The sequence below is a fragment of the Pseudomonas sp. MF08875 genome, from assembly GCF_059862525.1.
This window is the reverse complement of sequence record NZ_JCBCUW010000013.1, coordinates 38,803-63,932: the sequence shown is the minus strand read 5'-3', so window position 1 is coordinate 63,932 and position 25,130 is coordinate 38,803. Positions and strand designations below refer to the sequence as shown.

Annotated in this window: 24 protein-coding genes and 1 tRNA gene; 9 read left to right on the top strand and 16 right to left on the bottom strand. The window is 61.3% G+C overall.

Going from position 1 to position 25,130, the window contains the following annotated elements; all coding sequences use genetic code 11:
• Nucleotides 1-6 precede the first annotated feature (6 nt).
• Nucleotides 7-609, bottom strand: a complete 603-nt coding sequence (locus tag AC19YT_RS09890; RefSeq protein WP_500610168.1) for a hypothetical protein — start codon at nucleotides 607-609, stop codon at nucleotides 7-9.
• 146 nt (nucleotides 610-755) lie between these two features.
• On the opposite strand from AC19YT_RS09890, the gene AC19YT_RS09885 reads away from it, so the two are divergent.
• Nucleotides 756-1,481 carry a 4'-phosphopantetheinyl transferase family protein gene (locus AC19YT_RS09885; RefSeq protein ID WP_500597592.1) on the top strand — a complete coding sequence of 242 codons (726 nt, stop codon included), beginning with the start codon at nucleotides 756-758 and terminating at the stop codon, nucleotides 1,479-1,481.
• A gap of 143 nt (nucleotides 1,482-1,624) precedes the next feature.
• On the opposite strand, the gene AC19YT_RS09880 is transcribed toward AC19YT_RS09885, so the two are convergent.
• Both AC19YT_RS09880 and AC19YT_RS09875 read right to left on the bottom strand, forming a co-directional pair.
• Nucleotides 1,625-3,232, bottom strand: coding sequence for an ATP-binding protein (locus tag AC19YT_RS09880; RefSeq protein ID WP_095106846.1), 1,608 nt, complete (start codon nucleotides 3,230-3,232; stop codon nucleotides 1,625-1,627).
• Complete coding sequence (locus AC19YT_RS09875; RefSeq protein WP_095106844.1) at nucleotides 3,229-3,954, bottom strand: response regulator; 726 nt, start codon at nucleotides 3,952-3,954, stop codon at nucleotides 3,229-3,231. The genes AC19YT_RS09880 and AC19YT_RS09875 overlap by 4 nt, the downstream gene beginning before the upstream one ends.
• A gap of 735 nt (nucleotides 3,955-4,689) precedes the next feature.
• Between AC19YT_RS09875 and AC19YT_RS09870 the strand changes: the two genes are divergently transcribed.
• Nucleotides 4,690-7,584, top strand: coding sequence for a ribonucleoside-diphosphate reductase subunit alpha (locus AC19YT_RS09870; protein ID WP_500597594.1), 2,895 nt, complete (start codon nucleotides 4,690-4,692; stop codon nucleotides 7,582-7,584).
• 259 nt (nucleotides 7,585-7,843) lie between these two features.
• On the opposite strand, the gene flgE is transcribed toward AC19YT_RS09870, so the two are convergent.
• From flgE to AC19YT_RS09840, 6 genes are all read right to left on the bottom strand, one after another.
• Entirely contained in the window at nucleotides 7,844-9,172 is a 1,329-nt protein-coding gene (flgE, locus tag AC19YT_RS09865; protein ID WP_095106840.1) for a flagellar hook protein FlgE, read from the bottom strand.
• 30 nt (nucleotides 9,173-9,202) lie between these two features.
• On the bottom strand, nucleotides 9,203-9,916 hold the full coding sequence (gene flgD, locus AC19YT_RS09860) for a flagellar hook assembly protein FlgD (RefSeq protein WP_095106838.1): 714 nt from the start codon (nucleotides 9,914-9,916) through the stop codon (nucleotides 9,203-9,205).
• Between the two features lie 15 nt (nucleotides 9,917-9,931).
• The gene (gene flgC, locus AC19YT_RS09855) at nucleotides 9,932-10,375 is read right to left on the bottom strand and encodes a flagellar basal body rod protein FlgC (RefSeq protein ID WP_095106836.1); all 444 of its coding nucleotides are present in this window, start codon (nucleotides 10,373-10,375) and stop codon (nucleotides 9,932-9,934) included.
• Nucleotides 10,376-10,377: 2 nt separating this feature from the next.
• A complete protein-coding gene (gene flgB / locus AC19YT_RS09850; RefSeq protein ID WP_095107034.1) occupies nucleotides 10,378-10,785 on the bottom strand; it encodes a flagellar basal body rod protein FlgB in 408 nt (135 codons plus the stop codon).
• 313 nt (nucleotides 10,786-11,098) lie between these two features.
• Nucleotides 11,099-11,926: a protein-glutamate O-methyltransferase CheR gene (gene cheR, locus AC19YT_RS09845; RefSeq protein ID WP_095106835.1), complete on the bottom strand. Its 828-nt coding sequence runs from the start codon at nucleotides 11,924-11,926 to the stop codon at nucleotides 11,099-11,101.
• 44 nt (nucleotides 11,927-11,970) lie between these two features.
• Nucleotides 11,971-12,903: a chemotaxis protein CheV gene (locus AC19YT_RS09840; protein ID WP_500597598.1), complete on the bottom strand. Its 933-nt coding sequence runs from the start codon at nucleotides 12,901-12,903 to the stop codon at nucleotides 11,971-11,973.
• Nucleotides 12,904-12,988: 85 nt separating this feature from the next.
• On the opposite strand from AC19YT_RS09840, the gene flgA reads away from it, so the two are divergent.
• The 4 genes from flgA to AC19YT_RS09820 all read left to right on the top strand — a co-directional run bounded on the left by flgA (nucleotide 12,989) and on the right by AC19YT_RS09820 (nucleotide 15,580).
• The gene (flgA, locus tag AC19YT_RS09835) at nucleotides 12,989-13,750 is read left to right on the top strand and encodes a flagellar basal body P-ring formation chaperone FlgA (RefSeq protein WP_095106832.1); all 762 of its coding nucleotides are present in this window, start codon (nucleotides 12,989-12,991) and stop codon (nucleotides 13,748-13,750) included.
• 150 nt (nucleotides 13,751-13,900) lie between these two features.
• Nucleotides 13,901-14,224, top strand: coding sequence for a flagellar biosynthesis anti-sigma factor FlgM (gene flgM / locus AC19YT_RS09830; RefSeq protein ID WP_095106831.1), 324 nt, complete (start codon nucleotides 13,901-13,903; stop codon nucleotides 14,222-14,224).
• Between the two features lie 48 nt (nucleotides 14,225-14,272).
• Nucleotides 14,273-14,740, top strand: a complete 468-nt coding sequence (locus AC19YT_RS09825) for a flagella synthesis protein FlgN (protein ID WP_095106830.1) — start codon at nucleotides 14,273-14,275, stop codon at nucleotides 14,738-14,740.
• A gap of 93 nt (nucleotides 14,741-14,833) precedes the next feature.
• Nucleotides 14,834-15,580 carry a flagellar brake protein gene (locus tag AC19YT_RS09820; RefSeq protein ID WP_095106828.1) on the top strand — a complete coding sequence of 249 codons (747 nt, stop codon included), beginning with the start codon at nucleotides 14,834-14,836 and terminating at the stop codon, nucleotides 15,578-15,580.
• 54 nt (nucleotides 15,581-15,634) lie between these two features.
• Here the strand turns inward: AC19YT_RS09820 and AC19YT_RS09815 are convergent, their stop codons facing one another.
• From AC19YT_RS09815 to AC19YT_RS09795, 5 genes are all read right to left on the bottom strand, one after another.
• Nucleotides 15,635-17,020, bottom strand: coding sequence for an MFS transporter (locus AC19YT_RS09815; RefSeq protein ID WP_095106827.1), 1,386 nt, complete (start codon nucleotides 17,018-17,020; stop codon nucleotides 15,635-15,637).
• Nucleotides 17,021-17,090: 70 nt separating this feature from the next.
• On the bottom strand, nucleotides 17,091-18,332 hold the full coding sequence (locus tag AC19YT_RS09810; protein WP_500597654.1) for a glutamine synthetase family protein: 1,242 nt from the start codon (nucleotides 18,330-18,332) through the stop codon (nucleotides 17,091-17,093).
• 267 nt (nucleotides 18,333-18,599) lie between these two features.
• On the bottom strand, nucleotides 18,600-19,292 hold the full coding sequence (locus tag AC19YT_RS09805; protein ID WP_500597601.1) for a sensor histidine kinase: 693 nt from the start codon (nucleotides 19,290-19,292) through the stop codon (nucleotides 18,600-18,602).
• Nucleotides 19,289-20,893: a response regulator gene (locus AC19YT_RS09800; RefSeq protein WP_500597603.1), complete on the bottom strand. Its 1,605-nt coding sequence runs from the start codon at nucleotides 20,891-20,893 to the stop codon at nucleotides 19,289-19,291. Before AC19YT_RS09800 ends, AC19YT_RS09805 begins: the two co-directional genes overlap by 4 nt.
• A gap of 339 nt (nucleotides 20,894-21,232) precedes the next feature.
• A tRNA-Arg gene (locus AC19YT_RS09795) sits at nucleotides 21,233-21,309 on the bottom strand.
• A 292-nt stretch (nucleotides 21,310-21,601) separates the two neighbouring features.
• Between AC19YT_RS09795 and AC19YT_RS09790 the strand changes: the two genes are divergently transcribed.
• A complete protein-coding gene (locus AC19YT_RS09790) occupies nucleotides 21,602-21,835 on the top strand; it encodes a hypothetical protein (protein ID WP_095106799.1) in 234 nt (77 codons plus the stop codon).
• Between the two features lie 22 nt (nucleotides 21,836-21,857).
• A complete protein-coding gene (locus AC19YT_RS09785) occupies nucleotides 21,858-22,037 on the top strand; it encodes a PA3371 family protein (protein ID WP_095106796.1) in 180 nt (59 codons plus the stop codon).
• On the opposite strand, the gene phnN is transcribed toward AC19YT_RS09785, so the two are convergent.
• Nucleotides 22,012-22,599 carry a phosphonate metabolism protein/1,5-bisphosphokinase (PRPP-forming) PhnN gene (gene phnN / locus AC19YT_RS09780; protein ID WP_500597656.1) on the bottom strand — a complete coding sequence of 196 codons (588 nt, stop codon included), beginning with the start codon at nucleotides 22,597-22,599 and terminating at the stop codon, nucleotides 22,012-22,014. The two genes, AC19YT_RS09785 and phnN, sit on opposite strands and share 26 nt — an antisense overlap.
• A 379-nt stretch (nucleotides 22,600-22,978) precedes the next feature.
• Here phnN and AC19YT_RS09775 point away from each other — a divergent pair, with 379 nt between their 5' ends.
• On the top strand, nucleotides 22,979-23,305 hold the full coding sequence (locus AC19YT_RS09775) for an Arc family DNA-binding protein (RefSeq protein ID WP_095106787.1): 327 nt from the start codon (nucleotides 22,979-22,981) through the stop codon (nucleotides 23,303-23,305).
• Between the two features lie 122 nt (nucleotides 23,306-23,427).
• On the opposite strand, the gene mgtE is transcribed toward AC19YT_RS09775, so the two are convergent.
• Nucleotides 23,428-24,870, bottom strand: a complete 1,443-nt coding sequence (gene mgtE, locus AC19YT_RS09770) for a magnesium transporter (RefSeq protein ID WP_095106784.1) — start codon at nucleotides 24,868-24,870, stop codon at nucleotides 23,428-23,430.
• Nucleotides 24,871-25,130 lie beyond the last annotated feature (260 nt).

The window sequence follows — 25,130 nt, the reverse complement described above, 5'->3', positions numbered from 1 at the left end:
CTGTACTTAGAATGCGTAGTTGGCCGACAGGTAGGTCTGCGCGCTGCTGGTCAGGCTCAGGGAGCCTTGTTTGCCCACGCCGCGCTCGCTCACTTCGGTGCTGGCATTGCTGCGCAGGTAACGGTAACCCAGTTCCACCGAGGTGTTTTGCGAAACTTGCTGCAAGACGCCGGCCTGCACGCCCACAGCGTAGCCGATGTCGCTGTCGCGGCTCATGCCGGGGGAATCCTGGGTCAGTTTGGTCAGGCCGGCGGTGGCGCCGCCGAACAATTGGGTGCTGGCGGTGACCGGCAGGAATTTGTCGTAACTGCCCAGCAGGTTTTCCTGGCGCAATTTCAGGCCATTGTGGGAGCCGGAGACGTTGTCGTAGGTGGCGTAGTAGCGGCCTTCGCTGTTCTGCTGACCGAGGCGCAGGCCCCAAGTGGTGTCCTTGCCGATCACGCCATCGGCGTTGGGGCTGCCCAGGTGGCGGTCCAGGGAGCCGGATTTCTTCACTTTGTCGCTGGTCTGGCCCAGGATCAGGCTGGCGAAATTGCTGTCGCCAGCCTGGACCATGGCGCTGGCGCCCAGAACGGTGAAGGCCAGAATCAACTTCTTGAAAGTCGTCATAGTGGTTTTCCTGTTGCGCGGTGCGCTGTTTGGGGACGTCGCTACAGTAACCAACGGCCCCTGAACTGCCCCTGAACGCCTGCTGAACCTGGGCTGAACCAAACCTGCACTACCCAGCACCGGGGCAACCGGGGCAAAATGCCGCGATGAACGCCACCCACACCCTCCCCGCCTGCTGCTCCCCCCTCGACGACCATTGGCCGCTGCCCGTGCCCCTGGCGCACACCGTGCTGCTGAGCACCCGGTTCGACCCGGCGCACCTGGCCGGCGACGACTTCCAGCGCAGCGCCATCGCCGCGCCGCCGAACATCCAACGCTCGGTGGCCAAGCGCCAGGCCGAATTCCTCGCCGGGCGCCTGTGCGCCCGCGCCGCCCTGCACCGGCTCGACGGCCTCGACTGCGTGCCGGCCATTGGCGAGGACCGTGCCCCGGTGTGGCCGGCGCACCTGTGCGGCTCGATCACCCACGGCACGGGCCGGGCGGCAGCCATCGTCGCGCGCAAGGAACACTGGCAAGGCCTGGGCATGGACCTGGAAAACCTGCTGGACGAGGAACGGGCGCGACGCCTGGCCGGGGAAATCCTCACCGGTGAAGAACTCAAGCGCATGGCCGCCGGCCCCGCCGAGGATATCGCCCTGCTGGTGACCCTGACCTTCTCGGCCAAGGAAAGCCTGTTCAAGGCCCTCTACCCCATCGTGCGCCAGCGCTTCTACTTCGAGCATGCCCAAGTGCTGGCCTGGGACCGCAGCGGCCACGTGCGCCTGCGCCTGCTCACCGACCTGTCCGGCGACTGGCACCACGGCCGCGAACTGGACGGGCAGTTTTGTGTGGCGGATGGGCAGTTGCTGAGTTTGGTGGGGGTTGAGGCCTGACATCAGCCATGTGGTAGTGGGCTGAATGGGGGAACTGCTTTTGTGTGGCCTGAGCTGCGTTTATGGGGTGGAAACTATTTGTGTGGGAGCGGGCTCGCCCGCGAGGGCGATCTTGAGACCGCCATCGCTGGCAGGCCCGCTTGCTACTTCTCCTGATGCCGCGGCCAGCTCAGGCTGAAGCACGCGCCGCCGAGGCTTTTGCTTTTGCTGATTAGCGCCCGGCCGCCGTGCCAATGGATGATCCGGCGCACGATGGACAGGCCCAAGCCATGGCCGCCCGAGGCCCGGGTGCGGCTGTCGTCCAGGCGCAGGAACGGGGTGAAGATCCGCTCCCAGGCACTTTCCGGCACGCCCGGCCCGTCGTCTTCGACGTCGATGCGGCAGCGTTGCTGGCCCACCTGATAGCTGATGGACACCTGCCCCTCGGCATGGCGCATGGCGTTGCCCACCAGGTTCTGCAAGGCGCGGTGCAGGTAGCGCGGCTCGGCCTCGACCCAGGCGTCGTCGCAGTTGGCGGCCGACAGGCACAAGCCACGCCGGACCTTGACGTTGGCCCGCAGCGGCGCCAGTTCTTCGATCACCTGGTTGACCAGGGCATCGAGGTCCACTCGCTGGAAGTCGAGCACCGGCGAGCCCTGCTCCAGGCGCGCGTAGGTGAGCATTTCATCCACCAAGCGGTCCAGGTCCTGGATGTCGTTGTCCATGCCGTCCATGTACTTGTCGCGGGCCGCAGGCGTGGCGGCCGAGGCGATCATCTCCAGGCCGAAGCGCAAGCGCGCCACCGGGGTGCGCAACTCGTGGGACACCGCCCGCACCAGTTCACGCTGAATGGCCAGCAGGCGCTGCAAGTGCTCGGCCATGCCATTGAACGCCGCGGCCAGGCGCCCCACCGAGTCGGCGCCACGGGCCGGCACGCGGGTTTCCAGGCTGCCCTGGGCGATGCGCGTGGCCGCTGACTCCAGGCCACTGAGGCGGCGTTCCAACTGACGCACCAGCAGGTACACGATCAAGCCGATCAAGCTCAGGCCCAGGGCGGCAATCAGCACCAACCACTCCACCGGGTAGGGGTTCATCTGGTACAGCGGGCCGATTTCCAGTACCCAGGGCGTGCCGACCATGCCGGCGAACACGCGGATCGAATCGCCGCCCTTGCCCAGGGCCATCACCGTGTCGCCTTCGGCCACGCGGCGGCGCTGGTCTTCGTCCATGTCGGCCTGTTCCAGGTCAACCAGGTGCATGTCGAAGCCAAAGCCCTTGTCGCGTTTGAGGGCTGCCAGGCGCTGGGGCTGCTCGGCCACGGGGTAGCGCACCAGTTCATCGGCCAGCAGGTAGATGGTGGCCCGCGCCAGTTGCTCGCTGATCTGCAACACCTCGCCGGTGAGCACCAGTTGCTCCTTCTGGCTGACCAGCCGATAAACCCGCGCCGCGTGCGGCCCGGTTTGCTCCACCAGCGCCTGGCCGCGCAGGATACGGTTGCGCTGGCCGAGGTCCAGGTCGGTGTCGGCGAAGGTCTGCAACTTCAGCGGGATGCCCAACAGGCGCTCCCACATGGTCACGGCGCGGCGGCGCTCGAACTCGTTCATCGGTTGCAGGTTGTCGGCCATCAGGGAGAACGTGCCGTGGGCCAGGCGTTCGCGGTACTGCTCGCCGCGGGCCTGGTTGAGCAGGTGCAGCGCCAGCACGCCGAGCACCGCCACCAGGATCAGCGCCGCGCACATGCCGCCGTAGATGCGCAGGAAGATGGAGTTCACAGCGGCATGTCTACGCAGGCTTCGGGAACGAACAAGTAGCCTTTGCTGCGGATGGTCTTAATCAGCCGCGGGTGGATGGGGTCGTCGCCGATCTTGGGGCGGATGCGCGAGATGCGCACGTCGATGGAGCGGTCCTGGCCGTCATAGCCGATGCCGCGCAGGGCGGTGAAGATTTCCTCGCGCGAGAGGATGCGTCCGGCGTTGGCCACCAGCAGCCACAGCAGGTCGAACTCGGCGCTGGTCAATTCGATGCCGGCGTCGCTCAGCCAGGCCTCGCGCAAGGCGTGGTCCACCACCAACGGGCCGAATTGCAGGCGCCGGGGTTTTTCCGGGGCCGCCGGCTCCGGCGCTTCGCTGCGGCGCAGCAACGCCTGGATGCGCGCCAGCAACAAGCGCGGGCGCACGGGTTTGCACACGTAGTCGTCGGCACCCAGGTCCAGGCCCAGCACCTGGTCCATGTCGTCGGCACGGGCGGTGAGCATCAGGATCGGTCCTTCATAGCGGTCGCGCACCTTGCGGCAGATGCTCAGGCCATCCTCGCCGGGCAGCATCAGGTCGAGGATCACCAGGTCCGGTTGCTCGGCGATGATCCGGGCGGCGGCCAGGGCACCGTTGCCCTCGATGGCGACACGCAATCCATTGCTTTCCAGGTAATCACGGGTCAACTCAGCCAGACGCTGGTCGTCCTCGACAATCAATACCTGCCACGCTTCTTGCTCCACGGGGACCTCTGCTTGCCAAAAACACTGATAAAGGAAGGATCCGCCCGTCTTTTTGTAATGTTTGGGGCGGATAAGACAGCGAATCGAACGGGCGATTGTAGCAACGCCTGCGCGGCTAAAGACAAGCGGGCAAATGGGCTCGGTAAGTACCCTTTTTTGTGATAGGGTTCGCGCCCGCAAAAATCCGCCCAAGGCTATTTCCGGCGGTAAAAAACAGTGACAAACGGCGCAGTCCAGCAGCGACGCGGCCTACAGGACGAATACGTCTTTCATACACAATTTACGCACAGCTTTATCCACAGGTATCACGTTGCAATCATCCACCCAAACGCATTATCTTGTAGCTCGCGCGCCGAAAAACCCTACATATGGGGTTTCGAGACAAAAACCAAACACAGTTCAGACAAGAAACTCAAGTGCTTTTCTTGCTTGCGTTTGGTTGAACCAATCGTCATTTCAGAAGACCAAACCGCGTCTGCGGATGGCCACCGCTTTGCAGCCAACCACGGCCAAAGCGGTACGGGTGTTGCAGTAGAGAATCTGTCATCCATCGCAAAACGGTTTCGCGCCTTGCGGCTTGGAACCCAAGACTTCGGCATGGAAGCGACGCCCGCAAGAGCGCCTTCCTCCTGTCCCGAAGTGGTTATGCCCGGCCTCGCCGGTTGTAGTGCTTCAGGACGGAACGGTGGGCACCAAGACGGTGCCCCAACAAACATAGAGAACGTGGAGACACCCATGCAAACCGACACAACTCGCGAGAACCCGCAGGGCAATGTGCCGCAGGCCGCCGATTCCAACCAGGATCTGTCCGCCACCGCACCGGGCCAATTGCGAGTGATTAAGCGTAACGGCACTGTCGTTCCTTACACCGATGACAAGATCACCGTCGCCATCACCAAAGCGTTCCTCGCAGTTGAAGGCGGCACCGCTGCCGCCTCGTCGCGAATCCACGACACCGTGGCCCGCCTGACCGAACAAGTCACCGCGACCTTCAAGCGCCGCATGCCTTCGGGCGGCACCATCCATATCGAAGAAATCCAGGACCAGGTCGAACTGGCCCTGATGCGTGCCGGCGAGCAGAAAGTGGCCCGCGACTACGTGATCTACCGCGACGCCCGTTCCAAGGAACGCGCCACCCGCGCGCCGGCCGCCGACGCCGTGCAGGCTCACCCCTCGATCCGCATCACCCTGGCCGACGGCACCTTCGCGCCGCTGGACATGGGCCGCCTGAACACCATCGTCACCGAAGCCTGCGAAGGCCTGGAAGAAGTCGATGGCGACCTGATCCAGCGCGAAACCCTGAAGAACCTCTACGACGGCGTGGCCCTGAGCGACGTCAACACCGCCCTGGTGATGACCGCCCGTACCCTGGTCGAGCGCGAGCCGAACTACTCGTTCGTCACCGCCCGCCTGCTGATGGACACCCTGCGCGCCGAAGGCCTGGGCTTCCTGCAAGTGGCCCAGAGCGCCACTCACCACGAAATGGCCGAGCTGTACGCCAAGGCCCTGCCGGCCTACATCGCCAAGGGCATCGAGTTTGAGTTGCTGAACCCGGTACTGGCCGACTTCGACCTGGAAAAACTGGGCAAGGCGATCAACCACGAGCGTGACCAGCAGTTCACCTACCTGGGCCTGCAAACCCTGTACGACCGTTACTTCATCCACAAGGACGGTATCCGCTTCGAACTGCCGCAGATCTTCTTCATGCGCGTGGCCATGGGCCTGGCCATCGAAGAAAAGAACAAAGAAGACCGCGCCATCGAGTTCTACAACCTGTTGTCGTCCTTCGACTACATGTCCTCGACCCCGACCCTGTTCAACGCCGGTACCCTGCGCCCACAGCTGTCGAGCTGCTACCTGACCACCGTGCCGGACGACCTGTCGGGCATCTACCACGCGATCCACGACAACGCCATGTTGTCCAAATTCGCCGGCGGCCTGGGCAACGACTGGACCCCGGTGCGCGCACTGGGTTCGTACATCAAGGGCACCAACGGCAAGTCCCAGGGCGTCGTGCCGTTCCTCAAGGTCGTGAACGACACCGCCGTCGCCGTGAACCAGGGTGGCAAGCGCAAGGGCGCGGTCTGCGCCTACCTGGAAACCTGGCACATGGACATCGAAGAGTTCATCGAGCTGCGCAAGAACACCGGTGATGACCGTCGCCGCACCCACGACATGAACACCGCCAACTGGATCCCCGACCTGTTCATGAAGCGCGTCTTCGACGACGGCAAGTGGACCCTGTTCTCGCCATCGGAAGTGCCGGACCTGCACGACCTGACCGGCAAGGCCTTCGAAGAGCGCTACGAGTACTACGAAGCCCTCACCGAGTACCCGGGCAAGGTCAAGCTGTTCAAGACCATCCAGGCCAAAGACCTGTGGCGCAAGATGCTGTCCATGCTGTTTGAAACCGGCCATCCATGGCTGACCTTCAAGGACCCATGCAACCTGCGCAGCCCGCAGCAGCACGTGGGCGTGGTCCACAGCTCGAACCTGTGCACCGAGATCACCCTGAACACCAACAAGGACGAAATCGCGGTCTGCAACCTGGGCTCGATCAACCTGCCGAACCACATCGTGGGCGGCAAGCTCGACACCGCCAAGCTGGAACGCACCGTCAACACTGCGGTACGCATGCTCGACAACGTGATCGACATCAACTACTACTCGGTGCCGCAAGCGAAGAACTCCAACTTCAAGCACCGCCCGGTAGGCCTGGGCATCATGGGCTTCCAGGACGCTCTGTACCTGCAGCACATTCCCTACGGTTCGGATGCCGCGGTCGAGTTCGCCGACAAGTCCATGGAAGCGGTCAGCTACTACGCGATCCAGGCTTCCTGCGACCTGGCCGACGAGCGCGGCGCCTACGAGACGTTCCAGGGCTCGCTGTGGTCCAAAGGCATCCTGCCGCTGGACTCGCAGCAGATCCTGATCGAGCAGCGCGGCCAGAAGTACATCGACGTTGACCTCAACGAATCCCTGGACTGGGCACCGGTTCGTGCCCGCGTGCAGAAAGGCATTCGTAACTCCAACATCATGGCCATCGCACCGACCGCCACCATCGCCAACATCACCGGCGTCTCGCAGTCGATCGAACCGACCTATCAAAACCTCTATGTGAAATCCAACCTGTCGGGTGAGTTCACCGTCATCAACCCGTACCTGGTTCGCGACCTCAAGGCCCGCGACTTGTGGGACTCGGTGATGATTAACGACCTCAAGTACTACGACGGTTCGGTGCAGCAGATCGAGCGCATCCCGCAGGAACTCAAAGAGCTCTACGCCACCGCGTTCGAAGTGGACACCAAGTGGATCGTCGACGCCGCCAGCCGCCGCCAGAAGTGGATCGACCAGGCTCAGTCGCTGAACCTGTACATCGCCGGCGCCTCGGGCAAGAAATTGGACGTGACCTACCGCATGGCTTGGTACCGTGGCCTGAAAACCACTTACTACCTCCGTGCCCTGGCCGCCACCAGCACCGAGAAATCGACCATCAACACCGGCAAGCTGAACGCGGTATCCAGCGGCGGCAACCACGGCGACGACTCGGTCCTCGCCGCCCCTGCCGGCCCGGCCCCCGTGCCAAAAGCCTGCGCCATCGACGAGCCGGATTGCGAAGCCTGCCAATAAGCTGAGCCGTCCAGCCCCGCCAGGCGCTGACTGAAAAACCCCCGACAGACTTTTGGTTTGCCGGGGGTTTTCTTTTGTGTGGAGTAACCCGCTGGGGCCGCGGCAGATGAGCGGCGCAGTCGGGGGGCGCCATTGCGAACAGGCTTGCTCCCACAGAAATGCCCCGGTGAACGTGTTCCCAAAACTGTGCGGGCTTGCTCGCTCCCACACACAAAAAAGCCCCTCTTTCGAGGGGCTTTTGGTAGAGCGCGAACCGCTATCAGGTCATCTGGATGATGGTCTGCATGATGGTGCTCTGGGTGGAGATGGTCTTGGCGTTGGCCTGGTAGTTGCTCTGCGCCTTGATAAGGTCCACCAACTCGTTGGTCAGGTTGACGTTGGAGCCTTCCAGGTTACCGGCCACGATGGTGCCCAGGGTGCCGGTCTGCGGGGTGTCATAGCCTGGCTGGCCCGAGGCGAAGGTTTCTTTCCAGCTTGTGCCACCCGCCGGTTGCAGGCCTTGCTCGTTGTTGAAGCTGGCCAGGGCCAATTGGCCAATGGCCTTGCTTTGCTGGTTGCTGAAGTTGGCGAACATCACGCCATTGCCGTCGATTTTCAGCCCGGTGATTTCGCCGGTGGCGTAGCCGTCGGTGACCGGCGGGTTGCGGTAGGTCACCGAGTTGTACTGGGTGATGCTGGCCATGTTGATGGCAATGCCATCGGGGTTAGCGGCCGCGCCGTTGGGGGTCCACACACCGCCGACCATGACGCTGGGCACCCAGGCGCCGGTACCGGTACCCGGGATGGTCAGGGTGGTATTGGAGGCGGTGCTAGGTGGAGTGACGATGCCCGTCAGTTCGCCAGCGGTGTCGAAGGACATGGTCGAAGCCACCGGTGCCTGGGCGCCTGTGCCGGTCACCGGCGAGCCGTTAGGGTTGCGGCCATCGATCAGGGTGTAGGTCTTCCAGGTGTTGGAGCCGGTCTTGACCACGTACTGGTCCATCGGGTGGGAGTTACCCTGGGTGTCGTAGATGGTGGTGCTGAACTGCTCGGTGAAGGACTTGAGGTTACTCGGATCGAACGGAATGTCGGTCTGGTTGATGACGTCACTGGTGGACTTGAGGTTACTGGTGGAGTCGACTTTGCTCGACGCCTTGGGCGGCAGGTTGGCCTGGTCGATGCGCAGGTCAGTGAGAATACCCTTGACGACCTTGCCTTCGTCGTCCACGGCGTAGCCTTGCAGGCGGCCGGTACCGTCGGAGGTGGTGACGAAGCCTTCCTTGTCACGCTGGAACGTGCCGGCGCGGGTGTAGCTCAGCGAGCCGTTGGTGCTCAGGGTGAAGAAGCCGCCGCCCTGGATCGCCATGTCCAGCATGCCGCCGGAAGTGTTCACGTCGCCCTGGCTGAACTGCTGGGACACGTTAGCCAGGTTCACGCCGTTGCCGATGGTCTTGCTGCCGTTACCCAGGCGCAGGGCCGAGTAGACGTCCTGGAATTCCGCACGAGAGGACTTGAAACCAGTGGTCGCGACGTTGGCGATGTTGTTACCGGTGACGTCCAGTTGCTTGTTGGATGCATAGAGACCGCTGAGGCCAATGTTGAAAGACATATCTCACTCCTTGTGCCGCGTTATTCGGCTCTACAAACCAATCGTTTGGACTTTGGACAGGGCAACGGCGCCCAGGCCAGCGAGGTTAAGCATGATTTCGCCGCCGGTCTGGCTCAGCGTCACGCTGTTGACGGTCGCCGGCAGGGAGGTCAGCAGGGCAACGGTGCCATCGTCGGTCTTGGTGGTGGCTTTGAAGGAGTAGGTGCCCTTCTCGACTTTCTCACCGGCCGTGTTGGTACCGTCCCAGGTAAAGGTCGGGCTGCCAGCGACCTGGCTGCCCATGTCGATGGTCTTGACGACCTTGCCGTCCTTGTCGGTGACGGTGATGGTGGCGTTGCTGATCGGCTTGCTGACGACCAGAGAACCGGTGAGGCCTTTTTCCGGGTCGACCACCGACGTGTCGGTTTGCACGATCACCGAGCGGCCCACCAGCGACGAGGCCTGCAAGGCCTGGGACGACTTGTAGCTGGTGGACAGCGACGACACCGAGTCATTGAGGGTGGTGATGCCTTCCAGGCTGCTGAACTGCGCCAACTGGGCAACGAACGCGCCGTTGTCCTGGGGCTCCAGCGGGTTCTGGTTTTTCAATTGGGTGACCAGCAACTGCAAGAACGCATCCTTGCCCATGACGGTGCCGTCGGCAGCCTTCTTGGTCGTGTTGGCGCCGTCGGTGCCGCCGGTCTTCTTGACGTTGTTGACGACGTCATTGAAGGCGTTGGCGCTGGTGGTGTCCTTAACGCTCATAGGAGTAGCCCCTTATCACTGACCCAGGGTCAGGACCTTCTGCATCATGGTTTTGGCGGTATTCATCATTTCGGCGTTGGTCTGGAAGGACCGACTGGCGGAAATCATGTCAGCCATTTCCTCGACCACGTTGACGTTGGGGTAATAGACATAGCCCTTGGCGTCAGCGGACGGATGGTTGGGTTCGTAGCGTGCATCCAGGTTGCTCTGGTCTTCGACTACGCCGAGCACCTGCACGCCCTGGCCGGCAGCGTCCTGGTTCTGGAACAGCGAATCGCTGCCGCCGCTCTGGCCGCCCTGGAACATGGTGGCGAACACCGGGTGACGGGCGCGATAGGTCTGGTCGATGCTCGAGGAGACCGTCTCGGCGTTGGCGATGTTACTGGCGACGGTGTTCAGGCGCGTGGTCTGGGCACTCATGCCGGAACCTGCGATGTTAAAAACACTGGACAGGGACATGGTTACTCTCCGCGCAGGGCTGCGATCAACCCTTTGAATTTGCCATTGAGCAGCGTGAAGCTGGCCTGGAAGTTGACCGAGTTCTCGGCATAGTTCGACTGCTCGAGCTGGGCATCCACGGTGTTCTGGTCGATCGAGGGCTGCATCGGCGTGCGATACAGCAACGATTCGTCGCCATTGCCCAGGCCTTGCGCTTCGATATGACGGTTATTGGTCATATTCAAGGCGAAGGCGCCGCTCTTGGTCTTTTCGCTCTGCGCCGCCAGCACAGCCGAAAAGTCCAGATCCCGAGCCTTGTAGTTCGGGGTATCGGCGTTGGCGATGTTGTTGGCCAGGACTTCGGCACGCTTGGCGCGAAAGCCAAGAGCCTGTTCATGGATACCGAGCGCTTTGTCGAAGCTGATGCTCATGTCGGGAAACCTTTGGGTGACCGGTTTTTCGTAGCTGGAACTTAGCAAGCCGCGTGCCAACTGCATAACCCCCCGAAAACACGGGCTTTGCCGGCCCCGGCAAGGCACCGATGCCAGAAAAGCGGCAATGGGTTTCCGCTGGCCGCCGCTTTTCTGCCGCTTTGCGGGGGCGGCAGGTCAGCCACCGGCGCGACGGTAGCGACTCGCCCGCTAACGCGAGCAGGCTCGCTCCCACCGCAGGCCAGCCAACTACAGTGACGGCAAAAAAAACGGGAGCCGCTGAGGGCTCCCGTTTTTCGTTGTCGCCAGCCAATCACTTGGCCTGGTAGATAATGCCCGGGCTGCACTGGACCATCTGGTAGTGGTCCGGCAAGCCGTTCAAGGCTTCCGACGCGCCGAGAAACAGGTAACCGCCCGGTTTCAGGGTGCTGTGGATACGCAGCAGGATGTCTTTCTTCACCTCGGCGGAGAAGTAGATCAGCACGTTGCGGCAGAACACGATATCGAACTTGCCCAGGCTGGCGTAGCTGTCCAAGAGGTTGAACGAGCGAAACTCCACCCGGCTCTTGATCGGTGCCTTAACTGCCCAGCGCCCCGGCCCCTTGGGGTCGAAATAACGCTGCAAGCGCTCGGGCGACAAACCGCGGCCGATGGCCAGGCTGTCGTATTCGCCGGTCTTGCAGTTGTTCAACATGGTGCTCGACAGGTCGGTGGCAACAATCTGCACCCCCATCTTCAACTGCCCCATGTTGACCCGCTCGAACTCGTCGATGGCCATGGACAGGGAGTAAGGTTCCTGCCCCGACGAACAGGCCGCCGACCAGATGCGCAGCCGCTGGCCGGGGTTGGCCTTGATCGCCTGGGGCAGCACCTTGTTCTTGAGCACCTCAAAGGGGTAGGTATCACGAAACCACAGGGTTTCGTTGGTGGTCATGGCGTCCACCACCAACTCGCGCAAACCACTGCGCGGCTGGGTCTGGATACGCTGGACCAACTCCCCCAGGGACTTGATGCCCTGCTGTTCCATCAGTTTGTTGAGACGGCTCGACACCAGATACTGCTTGTTCTCACCGAGCAAAATGCCACAGGCTTTTTCCAGGAAGACCCGGAACTGTTCGAAATCCAAATTACCCGTAGACAAAGATACCGCCTCTAAAATCGTGTTGTTCGCCGGGGCAGGCGCCCCTAGCTGTGATCTGCTGCTTTGATCCGGTCAACGACCCGGGCTGCCAGGTCATCAGGACGGAATTTGGCCAGGAAGTCATCGGCACCGACTTTCTTGACCATCGCCTGATTGAACACTCCGGACAGCGAAGTATGCAGGATGATATGCAGTTTTTGCATGCGTGGATCGTTGCGTATCTCGGCCGTGAGAGTGTAGCCGTCCATTTCCGGCATCTCGATGTCGGAGATCATCATCAAAAATTCTTCTTCGGGCTTCTTGCCCTCGTCCACCAGTTTGCGCAGGTATTCGAACGCCTGGCGACCGTCATTGAGCGCCACCACCTCAACCCCAACGGTTTGCAGGCAACGCGAAACCTGTTTGCGCGCCACCGAGGAGTCATCCACCGTCAACACCCGCAGCGATATGGCCTTTTGCTGGGTTTCGGTGTCCACCACGCCAAAGGAAATCGACTCCGGCGTCGGCGCCACTTCAGCCAGCACCTTCTCTACGTCGATGATTTCCACCAACTGGTTATCGACCCGGGTAACGGCGGTCAGGTAGTGATCGCGCCCGGTGCCCTTGGGTGGCGGGTGGATCTCCTCCCAGTTCATGTTGACGATACGTTCCACCGAGCGCACCAGGAAACCCTGGGTCTTGGTGTTGTACTCCGTGATTATCACGAAGGGGTTGCTTTGGTCCTGCAAACCGCCCGACCCGGTGGCCATCGCCAAGTCCAGAATCGGAATGGTCGCACCGCGAATATTGGCGACACCGCACACGACAGGATGGGACTTAGGCAGCACCGTCAGTTTGGGGCATTGCAGCACCTCCCGAACCTTGAACACGTTGATCCCGTAAAGCTGCGTTCCGTCCAAGCGGAACAACAACAGCTCAAGGCGATTCTGCCCCACCAGTTGCGTGCGCTGGTTCACCGAATCCATTACACCAGCCATGCCCGACTCCCACTACACCCACACACTTGAAAAGATCCGACGCCCGTTCATTGCTAAACGGCACGGCGCTTGCTTTTTAACTCTTATGAACGCCAAAACGACATTTTCCCGACGCCTGACCTCAACCTACCGCAAAGGCCTGTGCGCCTGGTCGGCGCTGTGTTGCCTGGCCGTCGGCGGCCCGGCCCTGGCCGACTCGGTCACCTTGCCTGATCTGCTTATCGGCGTCACCCAAGGGTTTCTTGAATTCACCGTGGAAGACTACCTGGCCACCAGCCAGACCGAAGGACGCTACGAGATCCAGGTCAACCAGCTCGACCCGCGCCTGCGCCTGCCCCAGTGCGACAAGGAATTGACAGCGACCCTGGAGAGCCCCGCCGTGCCCCTGGGCCGTGTCACGGTGCGCGTGCGCTGTGATGGCGCTGCGCCCTGGACCGTGTTCGTACCCGCTCAAGTACGCCTGTTTCGCGAGATCGTGACCACCACCCGGCCGCTCAAGCGCACCGCCATCATCGGCCCCGAAGACGTCACCCTACGCGAGCGTGATATCAGCCTGATAACACAGAGTTACCTGACTTCCGTCGATCAGGCGATCGGGCAAAAACTTGTCCGACCAATGGTCAACGACCAAGTCATTACCCTGGTGCACATGGAGCAGGCCGAAGTGGTGCGCAAGGGCGACCAGGTGGTGATCTCGGCGCGCAGCGGCACCCTCAGCGTGCGGATGCCGGGGGAAGCCCTGTCCAATGGCGGCATGAGCGAACAGATCCGGGTCAAGAACCTCAACTCCCAACGGGTCATCAAGGCACGGGTGACCGCTCCGGGCCAGGTCGAGGTGGCCTTGTAGAGCACTGGCGCTTGCCTCAGTCGTTCCCTAGACTGTGCCAGTACGCCGCGTGGCCCTGGCGCGTTCGTCTACCGATAATTGAGCCTAAAGTTTTTCCGGGTATGGCCGAAAACATGGCAAGCGTCCAAATACCCAGAGGTTTTTTCCATCATGGTCATCGATTTCAGCCGATTAAACAGCTCCCCCTCATTGGCCACCGCCCGTAGCGGCGCCAACAAAGAAACCGGTGATGCCGGGCAGTCCGCGCCGGTCACTACCGCCGCCCAACAGCCCTCCGCCAGCAAAAGCGGGGAATCGGTACACCTGAGCAATGAGGCTCAACAGTTGCAGAAGGTCACCGACAAGCTGCGCGATCAGCCTGCCGTCGATAAGGCCCGCGTGGCCGAGTTGAAGCAAGCGATTGCCGATGGCAGCTATAAAGTCGACAGCAACCGTGTAGCCAGCAAGCTGCTCAATTTCGAAGCCCAGCGCTAGCCCAAGGCCTGCGCCAGGCTTTTGGACGCTTAGAACCCAAGGCCCGTCATGCACGACACCAACTTACTGCAACTGATTACCGACGACTTTGCTCCAGCTCAACAGTTGCTGGAGTTGCTGCAAACCGAGTCCCTGGCCCTCCACGGACGCGACATGCGGCTGCTCGAAGAAATCCTCGCGCAAAAACAGGCGTTAATCATTTTGCTGGAGCAGCATGGCCGCAAGCGCAGCGAAATCCTCGCCAGCCTCAACCTGCCCGCCAACCACAACGGTCTCGCGCAACTGGCCGAGCACTCAAGCATTGGCCCGCAATTGCTGGCGCAAAGCGAAGTCCTGAACCAAAAACTCGCCCAATGCCACGCCATCAACGAGCAGAACGGCCAGTCGATCCAACTGCAACAAGCCACCACCGCACACCAGTTGCGCATTCTCACAGGTGGCGAACCGCCTTCGCTCTACGATGCCCGCGGGTCAACCTCCAAGCTTGCGAAGCCACGCCCGCTCAGTCAGGCTTGAGCCCTTATGAGCGCGCCCTATGAAGCCGCGCCACATGCTGGCAAAATGCCGGATCTTGCGTGTAGTTGTATTTTGTCTGGAGATTGATGAACCGTGTCCAATGCCTTAAACGCGGAAGACGCTCCGCAGCCCCCCAAGGTGCTCACCACACCTCTGGAAATCGCCGCTAACCTGCGGTCGCTGCAAGAGAGCCACGATCCCCTGATTATTACGTTCCATGAACGCAGCCAGCGCTTTCAGAGCTATCTGGTGGAGGTCGACCGCGACAGCGGCATGATTGCCCTCGATGAAATGATCCCCCGCGACGGCGAGCGCTTCATGTTCGGCGGCGAGCCTTTTCGCGTCGAAGGCTTTCACGAAGGCGTGCGGATCGCTTGGGAAAGCAACGGCACCCCGACCCTCGATGAAACCAAGGATCACCGCTGCTACCGCACGGTCATGCCTACCGAAGTGGTCTACCACCAGCGGCGCAACGCCTTTCGCGCGGCCCTGAAACTGGCGCAACTGGTGGATATCGAGTTGGGCGGTGAGAAGCTCAAAGCCCCGGTCAAGGGCAAGCTGTTGGATATTTCCGCCACCGGCTGCAAGTTGCGCTTTGACGGCGACATCTCCGATCGCCTGCAACTGGGCGAGGTCTACGACCGTTTCGTCGCCGCCCTGCCCTTCGGCGCCATGACCGCGCCGGTGGAACTGCGCCACCTGCACCACGAAGAGCGCATCGACACCACGTTCGCCGGCGTGCGCTTTCACAACATGAGTGGCCTGGTACAGCGCCAGGTCGAGCGCTTCGTCTACCAGTTGCAACGCGAAGCGCGGCGCTTCGACAAAGACGACATGTAAATCCGCCAGCACACAAAAAACGGGCAGCTGCGTAAGGGCTGCCCGTTTTTTGTTTTAGGGCCTGGCACCGGTGAAGGTGTGGGGATGTTCGGGGTCTGCGTCGTCAGGCCCGCCGTTTTCGTCAGGCGCCGGTTGCGCATCCGCGTCAGGTTCCAGCTCCGGGTCGGGAGTGGCTGGACTCTGCTGCATCTGGTCTTGCACCACTTGCTCGTCCACCCGTGGGTCGAGGGCCGCCACCAGGGGCGAACTGGACATGCTGTCCGGCATCGCCACGTGGTGCAGCGGTGCATCGTCCACCTGATGCAGGTTGGTCACAGCCTTGGGCCGGATGCGCCAGACCAGGACCAGGGCAAAAAAACTGAAGAAGGCATAGAGCATCTGGCTGCCGAAGAACTTCATCAGCACCCCGGCCACCAGCGGCCCAATGCTGGCACCCACGCCGTAGGTCACCAGCAGCATTGCCGTCAGCGACACCCGACGATCGCTCTCCACATGGTCGTTGGAAAACGCCACCGCCAGCGGATACAGGCAGAACTGCACCAGCGAACAGAGGAACCCGGCAACAAACAACACCTCCAGCGGCACCGACGGCAGGATCGCCAAGGGCAGCGCCGCCACGGCGAGAAACCCGGCGAAGCAGCGGATCAGCAGCGCACGGTCATAGCGGTCCGATAACCAGCCCAACGGCCACTGCACCACCAGGCCTGCGAAGATGCAGCTACCCATGAACAGACCCACTTGCTCGGTCGAGAGCCCCTGCTGCGCGGCATACAGCGGCGCAAGGCCGTAGAACGAACCGACTATCAGGCCCGCCCCCAGCACCGTGCTCAACGACTGCGGCACGCGCTTGATAAAGAACCGCGGCTCCATCGGTGCCGGATGCAAGGGCGCGGGGTGAATGCGCCGGGTCATGGCCACCGGCACCAGGCACAGGGCGAAGCACAGCGCCACCAGCATCAGCAGTTCCAGGCCCAGTTGCGGGTGCATGACCAGAATCAGTTGCCCCAGCACCAAGCCCAGGTACGAGGCGATCATGTAGCCGCTGAACACCAGCCCTCGTTGCTTGGCTTCGGCCTGCTCGTTGAGCCAGCTCTCGATGACCATGTACTGGCACATCATGCCCAGGCCCACGATCACCCGCAGCACCAGCCATGCGGGTAGCCAGTCCACCAAGCCATGGCCCAGCACCGCGGCGCCGACAATGCCGGCGCAGGTGGCGTAGGCGCGAATATGCCCGACACGGGCGATCAGGCGATGGCCGATCTTGCCGCCCAGGACAAGACCGAAGTAGTTGGCGGCCATCAGCGCACCGATCCACAGACCATCGACGTGGTCCGCGGCCAGGCGCAAGGCCAGGTAAGTACTCAATAGGCCTGAGCCGATAAGCATCATCAGCGAGGCGAAATACAGCGCTCGAAAGGATTTCCAGATTTGGCGCATCGGCGTTCCGAGCGGCTCCTTGAAGTGAGGATCGGGCTATCGCTAACGATAGCCCGAAGGCGAGGGTCGGTTATGCCTGGGCCGCTAGAACACGACGCTCCCAGGGAGTTATTTCATCGAAGAAACTGGTCAACTCCATGGTTTTCGAGGCGATGTAGCCTTCGATGAACTCCTTGCCAAACAGTTCCTTCGCCAATGAACTGCGTTTGAGACGCTCAAGGGCGGCATGCAAGGTACAAGGCAGGGCCAAATGGTCCGGCACCTGGAACTCACCCTGGATCGCCGCACCAGGCTCCAACTCATGCTCGATGCCGTGCAAGCCGGCGGCCAGGCTGGCGGCAATCGCCAGGTAGGGGTTGGCATCGGCCCCCGGCAAACGGTTTTCGACCCGCCGCGCCACCGGCGAACTGGCTGGAATGCGCAGCCCAGCGGCGCGGTTGTCGTGGGACCAGCACGCATTGTTTGGCGACGCATAGGGGTGGCACAAACGTTGGTAGGAGTTCACGTTCGGTGCGAACAGTGCGGTGAAATCCGCCATCCCCGCTTGCTGCCCGCCGATGAAATGACGGAACGTCGCAGTCGGCTCCCCCGCCGAATCGCTGAACACATTACGCCCGCTGCCCAGCTCCACCACACTTTGGTGAATGTGCATCGAACTGCCCGGCGTGTGCGCCAGTGGCTTGGCCATGCACACCACGGTCAAGCCATGCTTGAGCGCCACTTCCTTGAGCAGGTGTTTGAAAAGGAAGGTCTGGTCGGCCAGCAACAGCGGGTCGCCGTGCAGCAGGTTGATCTCGAACTGGCTAACGCCCATTTCGTGCATGAAGGTGTCGCGAGGCAAACCCAGCGCGGCCATGCACTGATAGACCTCGGCAAAAAACGGCCGCAAGCCGTTGTTGGAGCTGACGCTGAACGCCGAGTGGCCGTCCTCGCGGCGCCCGTCCAGGCCCAGGGGCGGCTGGAAGGGTTGAGTCGGGTCGGTGTTGGGGGCGAAGACGAAGAACTCCAACTCGGTCGCCACCACCGGTGCCAAGCCACGCTCGGCGTAGCGGGCGATCACGGCCTTGAGCTGGCCGCGGGTGGAAAGCCGTGAGCTTTCGCCCGTCAGCTCATGGGCATCGCAAATGGCCAGGGCCCGCGGCTGGTCGCTCCAGGGCAAGCGGTGGATCTGCCCGGGGTCGGGGCACAACGCCAGGTCGCCGTCGTCGCTGCCATAAAATCGGGCCGGCGGATAACCGCCCATGATGCATTGCAGCAGCACCCCCCGCGCCATCTGCAACCGCCGCCCTTCCAGGAAACCCTCGGCAGTCATCACCTTGCCGCGAGGCACACCATTGAGGTCCGGCGTAACACATTCAATCTCATCAATGCCCGTCAATCGCTGTGCGAGTGAACTGTGGCCATCGGTCGTCATGACTCAATCCTTGTTGTTGTGCAAGCCGCGAACGGCGACCCGTACAAAATACGCATCACCTGTTCAGGATTTCAAGCACAGCGTCGCAAAACCCGGGGGCCGCGCCGCGAATAGATCATCACACCAAGGCTGAAACGATAATTTACGCCGTCCGCAGGCCCGAAACTACGGCAGATAGAGGCTGAACAATGCGCCGCCCAACGGCCCGCCATTGCTGATTGCGATACGCCCGCACACGCCGTTGCGCTGGTGCAGGCCGGCGATACGCGCGGCGAAATACAGGCCCAGGCCGGTGCTGCCGGTGACCTGGTTGATGCCCTGAAGGTAATCGGCCTGGTGCTCGATCATCTGCGCCGGGTAGCCGCCGCCGTCATCATTGATGGTCAACAGCAACTGCCCCGCCTCCTCGCGCACGCTAATCAGCAAGGCCCGGCGCGCGTAACGCAGCACATTGTTGATGATGTTGGAGACCACCGAACCGATCAGGCTGCGGTCGAAAAACCCCAACCCGCACAACTCATCGACCTCATAGCGAGCCTCGATGCCGCGTTGCTCGAACACCTCTTGATGGCAGGCCAATTGCGCTTCGAGGAAGTCGTCGAGCTCGTGGTAGCCGGGCTGCAAGGGCAACTGGTTGACCTGCAGTTTGTACAGGCCCAGCAACTGCACGAGCATGCCATTGAGGTGGGCGAACTCATACGCCATCACCGACTGCTCGGCCGTGTGCCGCTGCGCCTGGGGCAAGCGCTCCAGCCACTGGCTATGGGCCTGCATCAGCATGGCCAGGGAGTTCTTCATGTCATGGACGGTGGACGCAATCACCGTGGAAAAGTCCAGGCCCGGTTCGCTCTCGTTCATTGGTCAAACGCCTTGCTGCGCAGTTTTTGATAACGCGGATAACGCGCGTCGCTCTCGGGGATCATGCCGACCATTTTCAAGCAGGCGCGGCATTCGTCGAACAGCGGCGCGTCCGCCTTGGGGTCGGTGCCGTGGAGCAGGGACTGCGCCATGTTCAGCGCAATACTGATGTTCTTCGGTTGCAGCAACAGCGCGCCGCGGAACAGCTCCCGCGCTTCGGTCAAGCCACCTGCCTTGTAGGCACGCACGCCTTGGCGGTTGAGGTCCGCCGCAGCGTTGCCGGCGTTGAGGATGGCCGGGTCGTCGGTCAGCTTGGCGATGCCTTGCATCACCACCGGGTCGTCACCGTAAATCTCGGCGCAGTTCTTGAGCATCGAGGCGCCGGCCTCGGCCTGGCCCAATTGCTGCAACTGCTTGGCCACCAGCAACGCCGCCTCGGCGCTCATGAATTGCTCCATGCCGTCTAGGCGCGCCATGGCTTGCTCGGTGAGTTTTTCGGCGGTTTCCGCGTCGTTGATAAGCAGGCTGGTAGCCTTCATCAGCCGCGCCCGCACTTGCAGGCCCTGGTCGCCCGGGTTCTCCTTGGCCACCAGGCCTAGGGCATTGTTGATCTCCAGGCGCGTGCGGGTGTCCAGGCCCCGCTCGCTGCCCTTGCTAATCAAGGCTTGGGCCAGGCCAAGGTTACTTTCCGGGTCTTTGAAGCGTGACTGCTGCCCCTGGGCCACCGCATTGCGATAGGCCCGGGACGAGGTTTCAAAATCCTCGTTGGCCAAGGCCAATTTGCCCAACTGCGATTGCCGGCGCACCGCCAGCGGCGACAGGCGTACCGCCTCTTCCAGCACGCTTTGCGCACGTTTGGCATCGCCCTGAGCCACCAACACGTCCGCCAACCCGTCATACAAGGCCGGCATCATCGGGAACGCCTTGAGCGCCGTTTCGTACAAGCCTTGGGCGTGCTTGACCTGGCCGCGCTTGAACAGCAACCGGCCCAACATCGCGTAGGCCCATGGCAGCGGGCGGTCCGCCAGAATCGCATTGAGGAACTTCTCCAGCGCCTCATGCTGGTTCAGGTCGCGAAGGGCATCGGCGCGGTACTTGAGGCATAACGGCGTGAAACGCGGGTCTTGCTTGCACAACGCCGCACAGGCCGCCAACACCTCGGTGGGCTTGCCGCGATCCAGGGCCTGCATGATGGGCTTGAGTAAATTCTTGCGCTGCACCAACCGATCCAACCGCTGGGCCAGGCCTGAGCGGTTGAAGGGCTTGGTCAGATAGGCATCGGGCTCGTGCTCCAGGGCACTGAGCACCATCGCCTGGCTCGTCTCGGCGGTGACCATGACGAACACGCTCTCATGGCTAATCAACTTGTCGACCATCAGGTCTTCAAGCACCTGCTGGCCATTTTTCTTACCGTCGCCCAGGTGATAGTCCTGCAGGATAAAGTCGTAGCGCTTCTGCGCGCACATGCGCAGCGCCTGCTCTCCAGTGTCGGCGGTGTCGATATCCTTGACCCCCAGCTCACGCAGCATGGACCTGACGGAACTGCGAAAGTCAGAAAAATCATCGACGATCAAAAAGTTTTTCTGGTGATACGCCAACATCGGAGATTCCAGCCCAGTAAGAAGATGAACCCAAAAGCAAATGCAAGGACGAGCTCAGCTTCGCTGCACCTTTCGGCGCGCAGATAATAGCTAGCGGCAATAGGCTATCAAGCGACTTTACACAGCCTTACCCACGACGTTACCAACCGCACTCACCGCGCAGGCCCGCAAGGCCGCCTAGCACTAAAACCGCCAGGCAACACTGATGCTTGACGGGTTATCGGCCACTTTGGCCTTTCCCTTATAGAAAGCGGCGATTTAGTTACGACCTGGCAAAACCGACAGACAACAAAAAGCCCCGCCAGCAGGTTTCTGGACGGGGCCTTGGAGTGTCTGATGTGGTGTCCCAGGGCCGGTTCGAACGGCCAACCTTCCCCTTAGGAGGGGGATGCTCTATCCAATTGAGCTACTGGGACAAGGGCAGCGACATGAAAATACGCTGCGCAGGACGGCGTGCATGGTAACGGGCAAGGCTGCTTTTGTCATGTCGTCCGTGGGGCTTTTTCAGTGTAGGCCGCAGCAGACACGGGGCTTTCATGGCACTCATCGTGCAAATTGCATCACCGCAGAAAGCCATCATTGCAAAGTGCAATGCCGCGCCCTTAGAAGACCAACATAAGCTATTGTTTTATAAAGAATTTATTCAAATAAAAAGCTGGCACGGAGACTGCTTAATCCCCTATCAGAAGAACAACGGAGATAACGCCTGTGAACCGCGCCCTTTTACTGTTGAATGCCCTGGCCATGGTCACCCTGGTGGGTTTTCATTTTTTTCCAGCCGACGAGGCGGCTGCCACCGCACTGGCGCCCATCTCCTACTCGCCACGCCAAGCGCCGCAACTGGCGGTGATGAATGAAGCGCCGCCGCAAATGCTGGTCATAGCGGATGCCCCTCAACCCGCTACCCCGAGTGAAACGGGCACCGTGCGCTGGGTTTTTTGAACCTTTTTTTCAGGAGTTGGACATGTCCAAAGCAGCCGCTGTTTTTCTGATACTGGCCCTGGCCAGTGGTGTGCTTACTCTCAATCTGGCGCAAGAAACCGGCACTCTTTTGCCCGCGGTGGCCTGCGCAGTGTTCGCCAGCTTATTCGTGGCCGCGTTGGTGGTCGGGCGCAAGATCAAGTTCGACCCTGTTCTGCGCTGACGCCTGCACACCGCAACAACGCGATCAGGTTCGCCACCGTTGCCGCCAATGCCTGGGAGTTGTCCAAAGTCATCAGCGCAGTTGGGCTGGCGTCTAAGCCCGCAGCCGAGAGGCGGGCATTGCGTTGCAGGCGCGCTTCTATTTGCTCTGCATTTTCCCGACCCCGGCGTACCAACCGCTCACGCAGCACCTCGCTGCGCACCGTCAGCAATAGCGGCAGCAGATCCGGATAGCGCCGCTGCGCCTCGGCCAAGTAAGCCCTGGAACCATTGACCAGCACATTGCGCCCTGCCGCCAGCCAATCGTTGATCTGCACGGGAATGCCGTAGCTGAGGCCATTGGCCTGCCAGTCCAGGGCAAAGGCGCCCTCCCCCCGCCGCTGCTCGAACTGCGCCGGCGACAGACCGAGGGCCGCCTCACCCACAGATTCGGCAGAACGAGTGATGGCACGGCGTGCCACCTCGCAATTCAACTCTTGAAGAAGGCGCTGGCGCGCGGCGTCGATCAGGCTGTCCTTGCCCGACCCGGAAGGGCCCATCAGATAGATCAGCCGGCCTTGCATGCCATTCATACCTCTCGTCGCGTCACAGGCTAGTAAATCGGCCATTTGCCACTATTCTGTAGCCAAGGGAAAAGTGATCGAACACAGCTGGCCCCCTTGGGAGTATTCAGCGGTACCGGGTGGAGCAAAGGACGTGGGCAGAGAGGCAGGCTGGAGCATTCTTTTCAAACCAGTCGGCATTTCTGATAATTGGTGCTGGCATATCGCCTGTATCCAGTTCAATATTTGTCACAGAATTGACGCCAACGATCTGGCGATTTAGAGGCATGATGCGGGCCTCCTAAACAATTCAGGTTGAACATTTGGTTGCGAGCCTTGTCCTAATGACATCTTGCGGCCAATTCCGAAAACCGCTCCCCTGAACTAACCGGTTAAATATATGCGCCCATTGAAACAGGCAATCTATTCCAGCCGTACGGCTGACAAGTTCGTCGTGCGTCTGCCCGATGGTATGCGTGAACGCATCGCCGAGGTGGCTCGCAATCACCATCGCAGCATGAACTCTGAAATCATCGCCCGCATGGAGCAAAGCCTTATTCAGGAAGGTGCTCTTGGCGACGAGCCAAGCCTGCGCCTGGACAGCCCGGAGCTGTCGTTGCATGAGCGAGAGCTGTTGCAACGTTTCCGCCAACTGTCCCATCGTCAGCAGAACGCTCTGGTTTCGCTGATCGCCCATGATGCGGAAATGGCGGCCGACGCGTCCTGAGGCCACACCCGAATACTCAAGCCAGCCTATAGGCTGGCTTTTTTTGCCTGCGATTTATGGTTTTGGCCAAGCCAGAGAAGGTGCGCAACCCGCCATCAGGCCGGGCCGCGCTCAAAAGAAGGTCACAGCAGGAAGATCGTGGCCAACCCGAGAAAGATAAAGAAGCCACCACTGTCGGTCATGGCCGTAATCATCACACTGGCGCCCATGGCCGGGTCGCGCCCCAAGCGGGCCAGCGTCATAGGGATCAACACCCCCATCAGCGCTGCCAACAACAGGTTGAGGGTCATGGCCGCGGTCATTACCACCCCCAGCGACCAACTGCCATACAGCAGATAGGCCACCACACCAATCACCCCGCCCCATACCAAGCCGTTAATCAGGCCAACGGCCAACTCCTTGCGCATCAGGCGCGAGGTATTGCCGGTACTGACCTGGTCCAACGCCATGGCGCGCACGATCATGGTGATCGTCTGGTTGCCGGAGTTGCCGCCGATCCCGGCGACAATCGGCATCAACGCCGCCAAGGCCACCAGTTTTTCGATCGAGCCTTCAAACAGCCCGATCACCCGCGAGGCCACGAACGCGGTCACCAGGTTCACCGCCAGCCAGGCCCAACGGTTGCGAAGGGATTTCCACACGGAGGCGAAGATGTCTTCCTCTTCGCGCAGACCCGCCATGTTGAGCACTTCGTTCTCGCTCTCCTCACGGATCAGGTCGACCATTTCATCGATGGTCAAACGGCCGATGAGCTTGCCGTTCTTGTCCACCACCGGCGCGGAAATCAAGTCATAACGCTCGAACGCCTGGGCGGCGTCGTAGGCATCTTCGTCCGGGTGAAAGCTCACCGGATCACTGGCCATCACAGCGGCCACTTGCTTGTCCGGGTCGTTGACCAGTAAGCGCTTGATGGGCAACACGCCCTTGAGGATGCCTTCGTAGTCGACTACGAACAGTTTGTCGGTGTGACCCGGCAGTTCCTTGAGACGGCGCAGGTAGCGCAGGACCACTTCGAGGCTGACGTCCTCGCGGATGGTCACCATCTCGAAGTCCATCAGCGCGCCGACCTGCTCCTCGTCATAGGACAGGGCCGAGCGCACGCGCTCGCGCTGCTGGCCGTCGAGGGTTTCCATCAGTTCGTGGACAACGTCGCGCGGCAGTTCCGGCGCCAGGTCGGCGAGCTCGTCGGCGTCCATCTCCTTGGCGGCGGCCAGGAGCTCGTGATCGTCCATGTCGGCGATCAGGGTTTCACGCACCGAGTCGGATACTTCGAGAAGGATGTCGCCGTCGCGCTCGGCCTTGACCAATTGCCAGACCGTCAGGCGTTCTTCCAGCGGCAAGGCTTCAAGGATGTAGGCGACGTCCGCGGAGTGCAGGTCATCGAGCTTGCGCTGTAACTCGACGAGGTTCTGGCGGTGGACCAGGTTCTCGACCCGGTCCTGATGGTGGCCTTCCTGACGATGGGTCAGGTCTTCGACCACGCGCTGGCGATGCAGCAGCTCAACGACTTGAGCGAGGCGATCCTGCAGGCTTTCTTGCGTTTTTTTTACTTCTACTTCAGTCATAGGCGAACTCCACTCCCAGCAGCGGGGCACGCCGGAAGGATCAATCAGTCAATTCATGATTGGAAAAACGGGATACTGAGTAACTACTGGGTAAGTCCATGAAGGTATTCCACAAGCCCCGGCGGGGCTGACGGGCGCAATCATACACGGCTTGCCGTTTTTTAACGCCTTAATTCTTGGCCAGAACAAGTGCTTGCGGCATAAACCTGAGAACCTTGCGCGAGAATGCAATTGCGACGCCCCGAGGGCGCGAGAAAACA

Bases quoted from the DNA above. Each gene is read 5' to 3' on its own strand.
- AC19YT_RS09825 (WP_095106830.1), top strand. From the start codon at position 14,273: ATGCACGACACCAACTTACTGCAACTGATTACCGACGACTTTGCTCCA.
- AC19YT_RS09775 (WP_095106787.1), top strand. From the start codon at position 22,979: ATGCGCCCATTGAAACAGGCAATCTATTCCAGCCGTACGGCTGACAAG.
- mgtE (WP_095106784.1), bottom strand. From the start codon at position 24,870: ATGACTGAAGTAGAAGTAAAAAAAACGCAAGAAAGCCTGCAGGATCGC.
- AC19YT_RS09890 (WP_500610168.1), bottom strand. From the start codon at position 609: ATGACGACTTTCAAGAAGTTGATTCTGGCCTTCACCGTTCTGGGCGCC.
- AC19YT_RS09885 (WP_500597592.1), top strand. From the start codon at position 756: ATGAACGCCACCCACACCCTCCCCGCCTGCTGCTCCCCCCTCGACGAC.
- flgC (WP_095106836.1), bottom strand. From the start codon at position 10,375: ATGTCCCTGTCCAGTGTTTTTAACATCGCAGGTTCCGGCATGAGTGCC.
- AC19YT_RS09800 (WP_500597603.1), bottom strand. From the start codon at position 20,893: ATGTTGGCGTATCACCAGAAAAACTTTTTGATCGTCGATGATTTTTCT.
- AC19YT_RS09840 (WP_500597598.1), bottom strand. From the start codon at position 12,903: ATGGCTGGTGTAATGGATTCGGTGAACCAGCGCACGCAACTGGTGGGG.
- phnN (WP_500597656.1), bottom strand. From the start codon at position 22,599: ATGCAAGGCCGGCTGATCTATCTGATGGGCCCTTCCGGGTCGGGCAAG.
- flgB (WP_095107034.1), bottom strand. From the start codon at position 10,785: ATGAGCATCAGCTTCGACAAAGCGCTCGGTATCCATGAACAGGCTCTT.
- AC19YT_RS09810 (WP_500597654.1), bottom strand. From the start codon at position 18,332: ATGACTGCCGAGGGTTTCCTGGAAGGGCGGCGGTTGCAGATGGCGCGG.
- AC19YT_RS09785 (WP_095106796.1), top strand. From the start codon at position 21,858: ATGTCCAAAGCAGCCGCTGTTTTTCTGATACTGGCCCTGGCCAGTGGT.
- flgM (WP_095106831.1), top strand. From the start codon at position 13,901: ATGGTCATCGATTTCAGCCGATTAAACAGCTCCCCCTCATTGGCCACC.
- AC19YT_RS09805 (WP_500597601.1), bottom strand. From the start codon at position 19,292: ATGAACGAGAGCGAACCGGGCCTGGACTTTTCCACGGTGATTGCGTCC.
- flgA (WP_095106832.1), top strand. From the start codon at position 12,989: ATGAACGCCAAAACGACATTTTCCCGACGCCTGACCTCAACCTACCGC.
- flgD (WP_095106838.1), bottom strand. From the start codon at position 9,916: ATGAGCGTTAAGGACACCACCAGCGCCAACGCCTTCAATGACGTCGTC.
- AC19YT_RS09815 (WP_095106827.1), bottom strand. From the start codon at position 17,020: ATGCGCCAAATCTGGAAATCCTTTCGAGCGCTGTATTTCGCCTCGCTG.
- AC19YT_RS09870 (WP_500597594.1), top strand. From the start codon at position 4,690: ATGCAAACCGACACAACTCGCGAGAACCCGCAGGGCAATGTGCCGCAG.
- flgE (WP_095106840.1), bottom strand. From the start codon at position 9,172: ATGTCTTTCAACATTGGCCTCAGCGGTCTCTATGCATCCAACAAGCAA.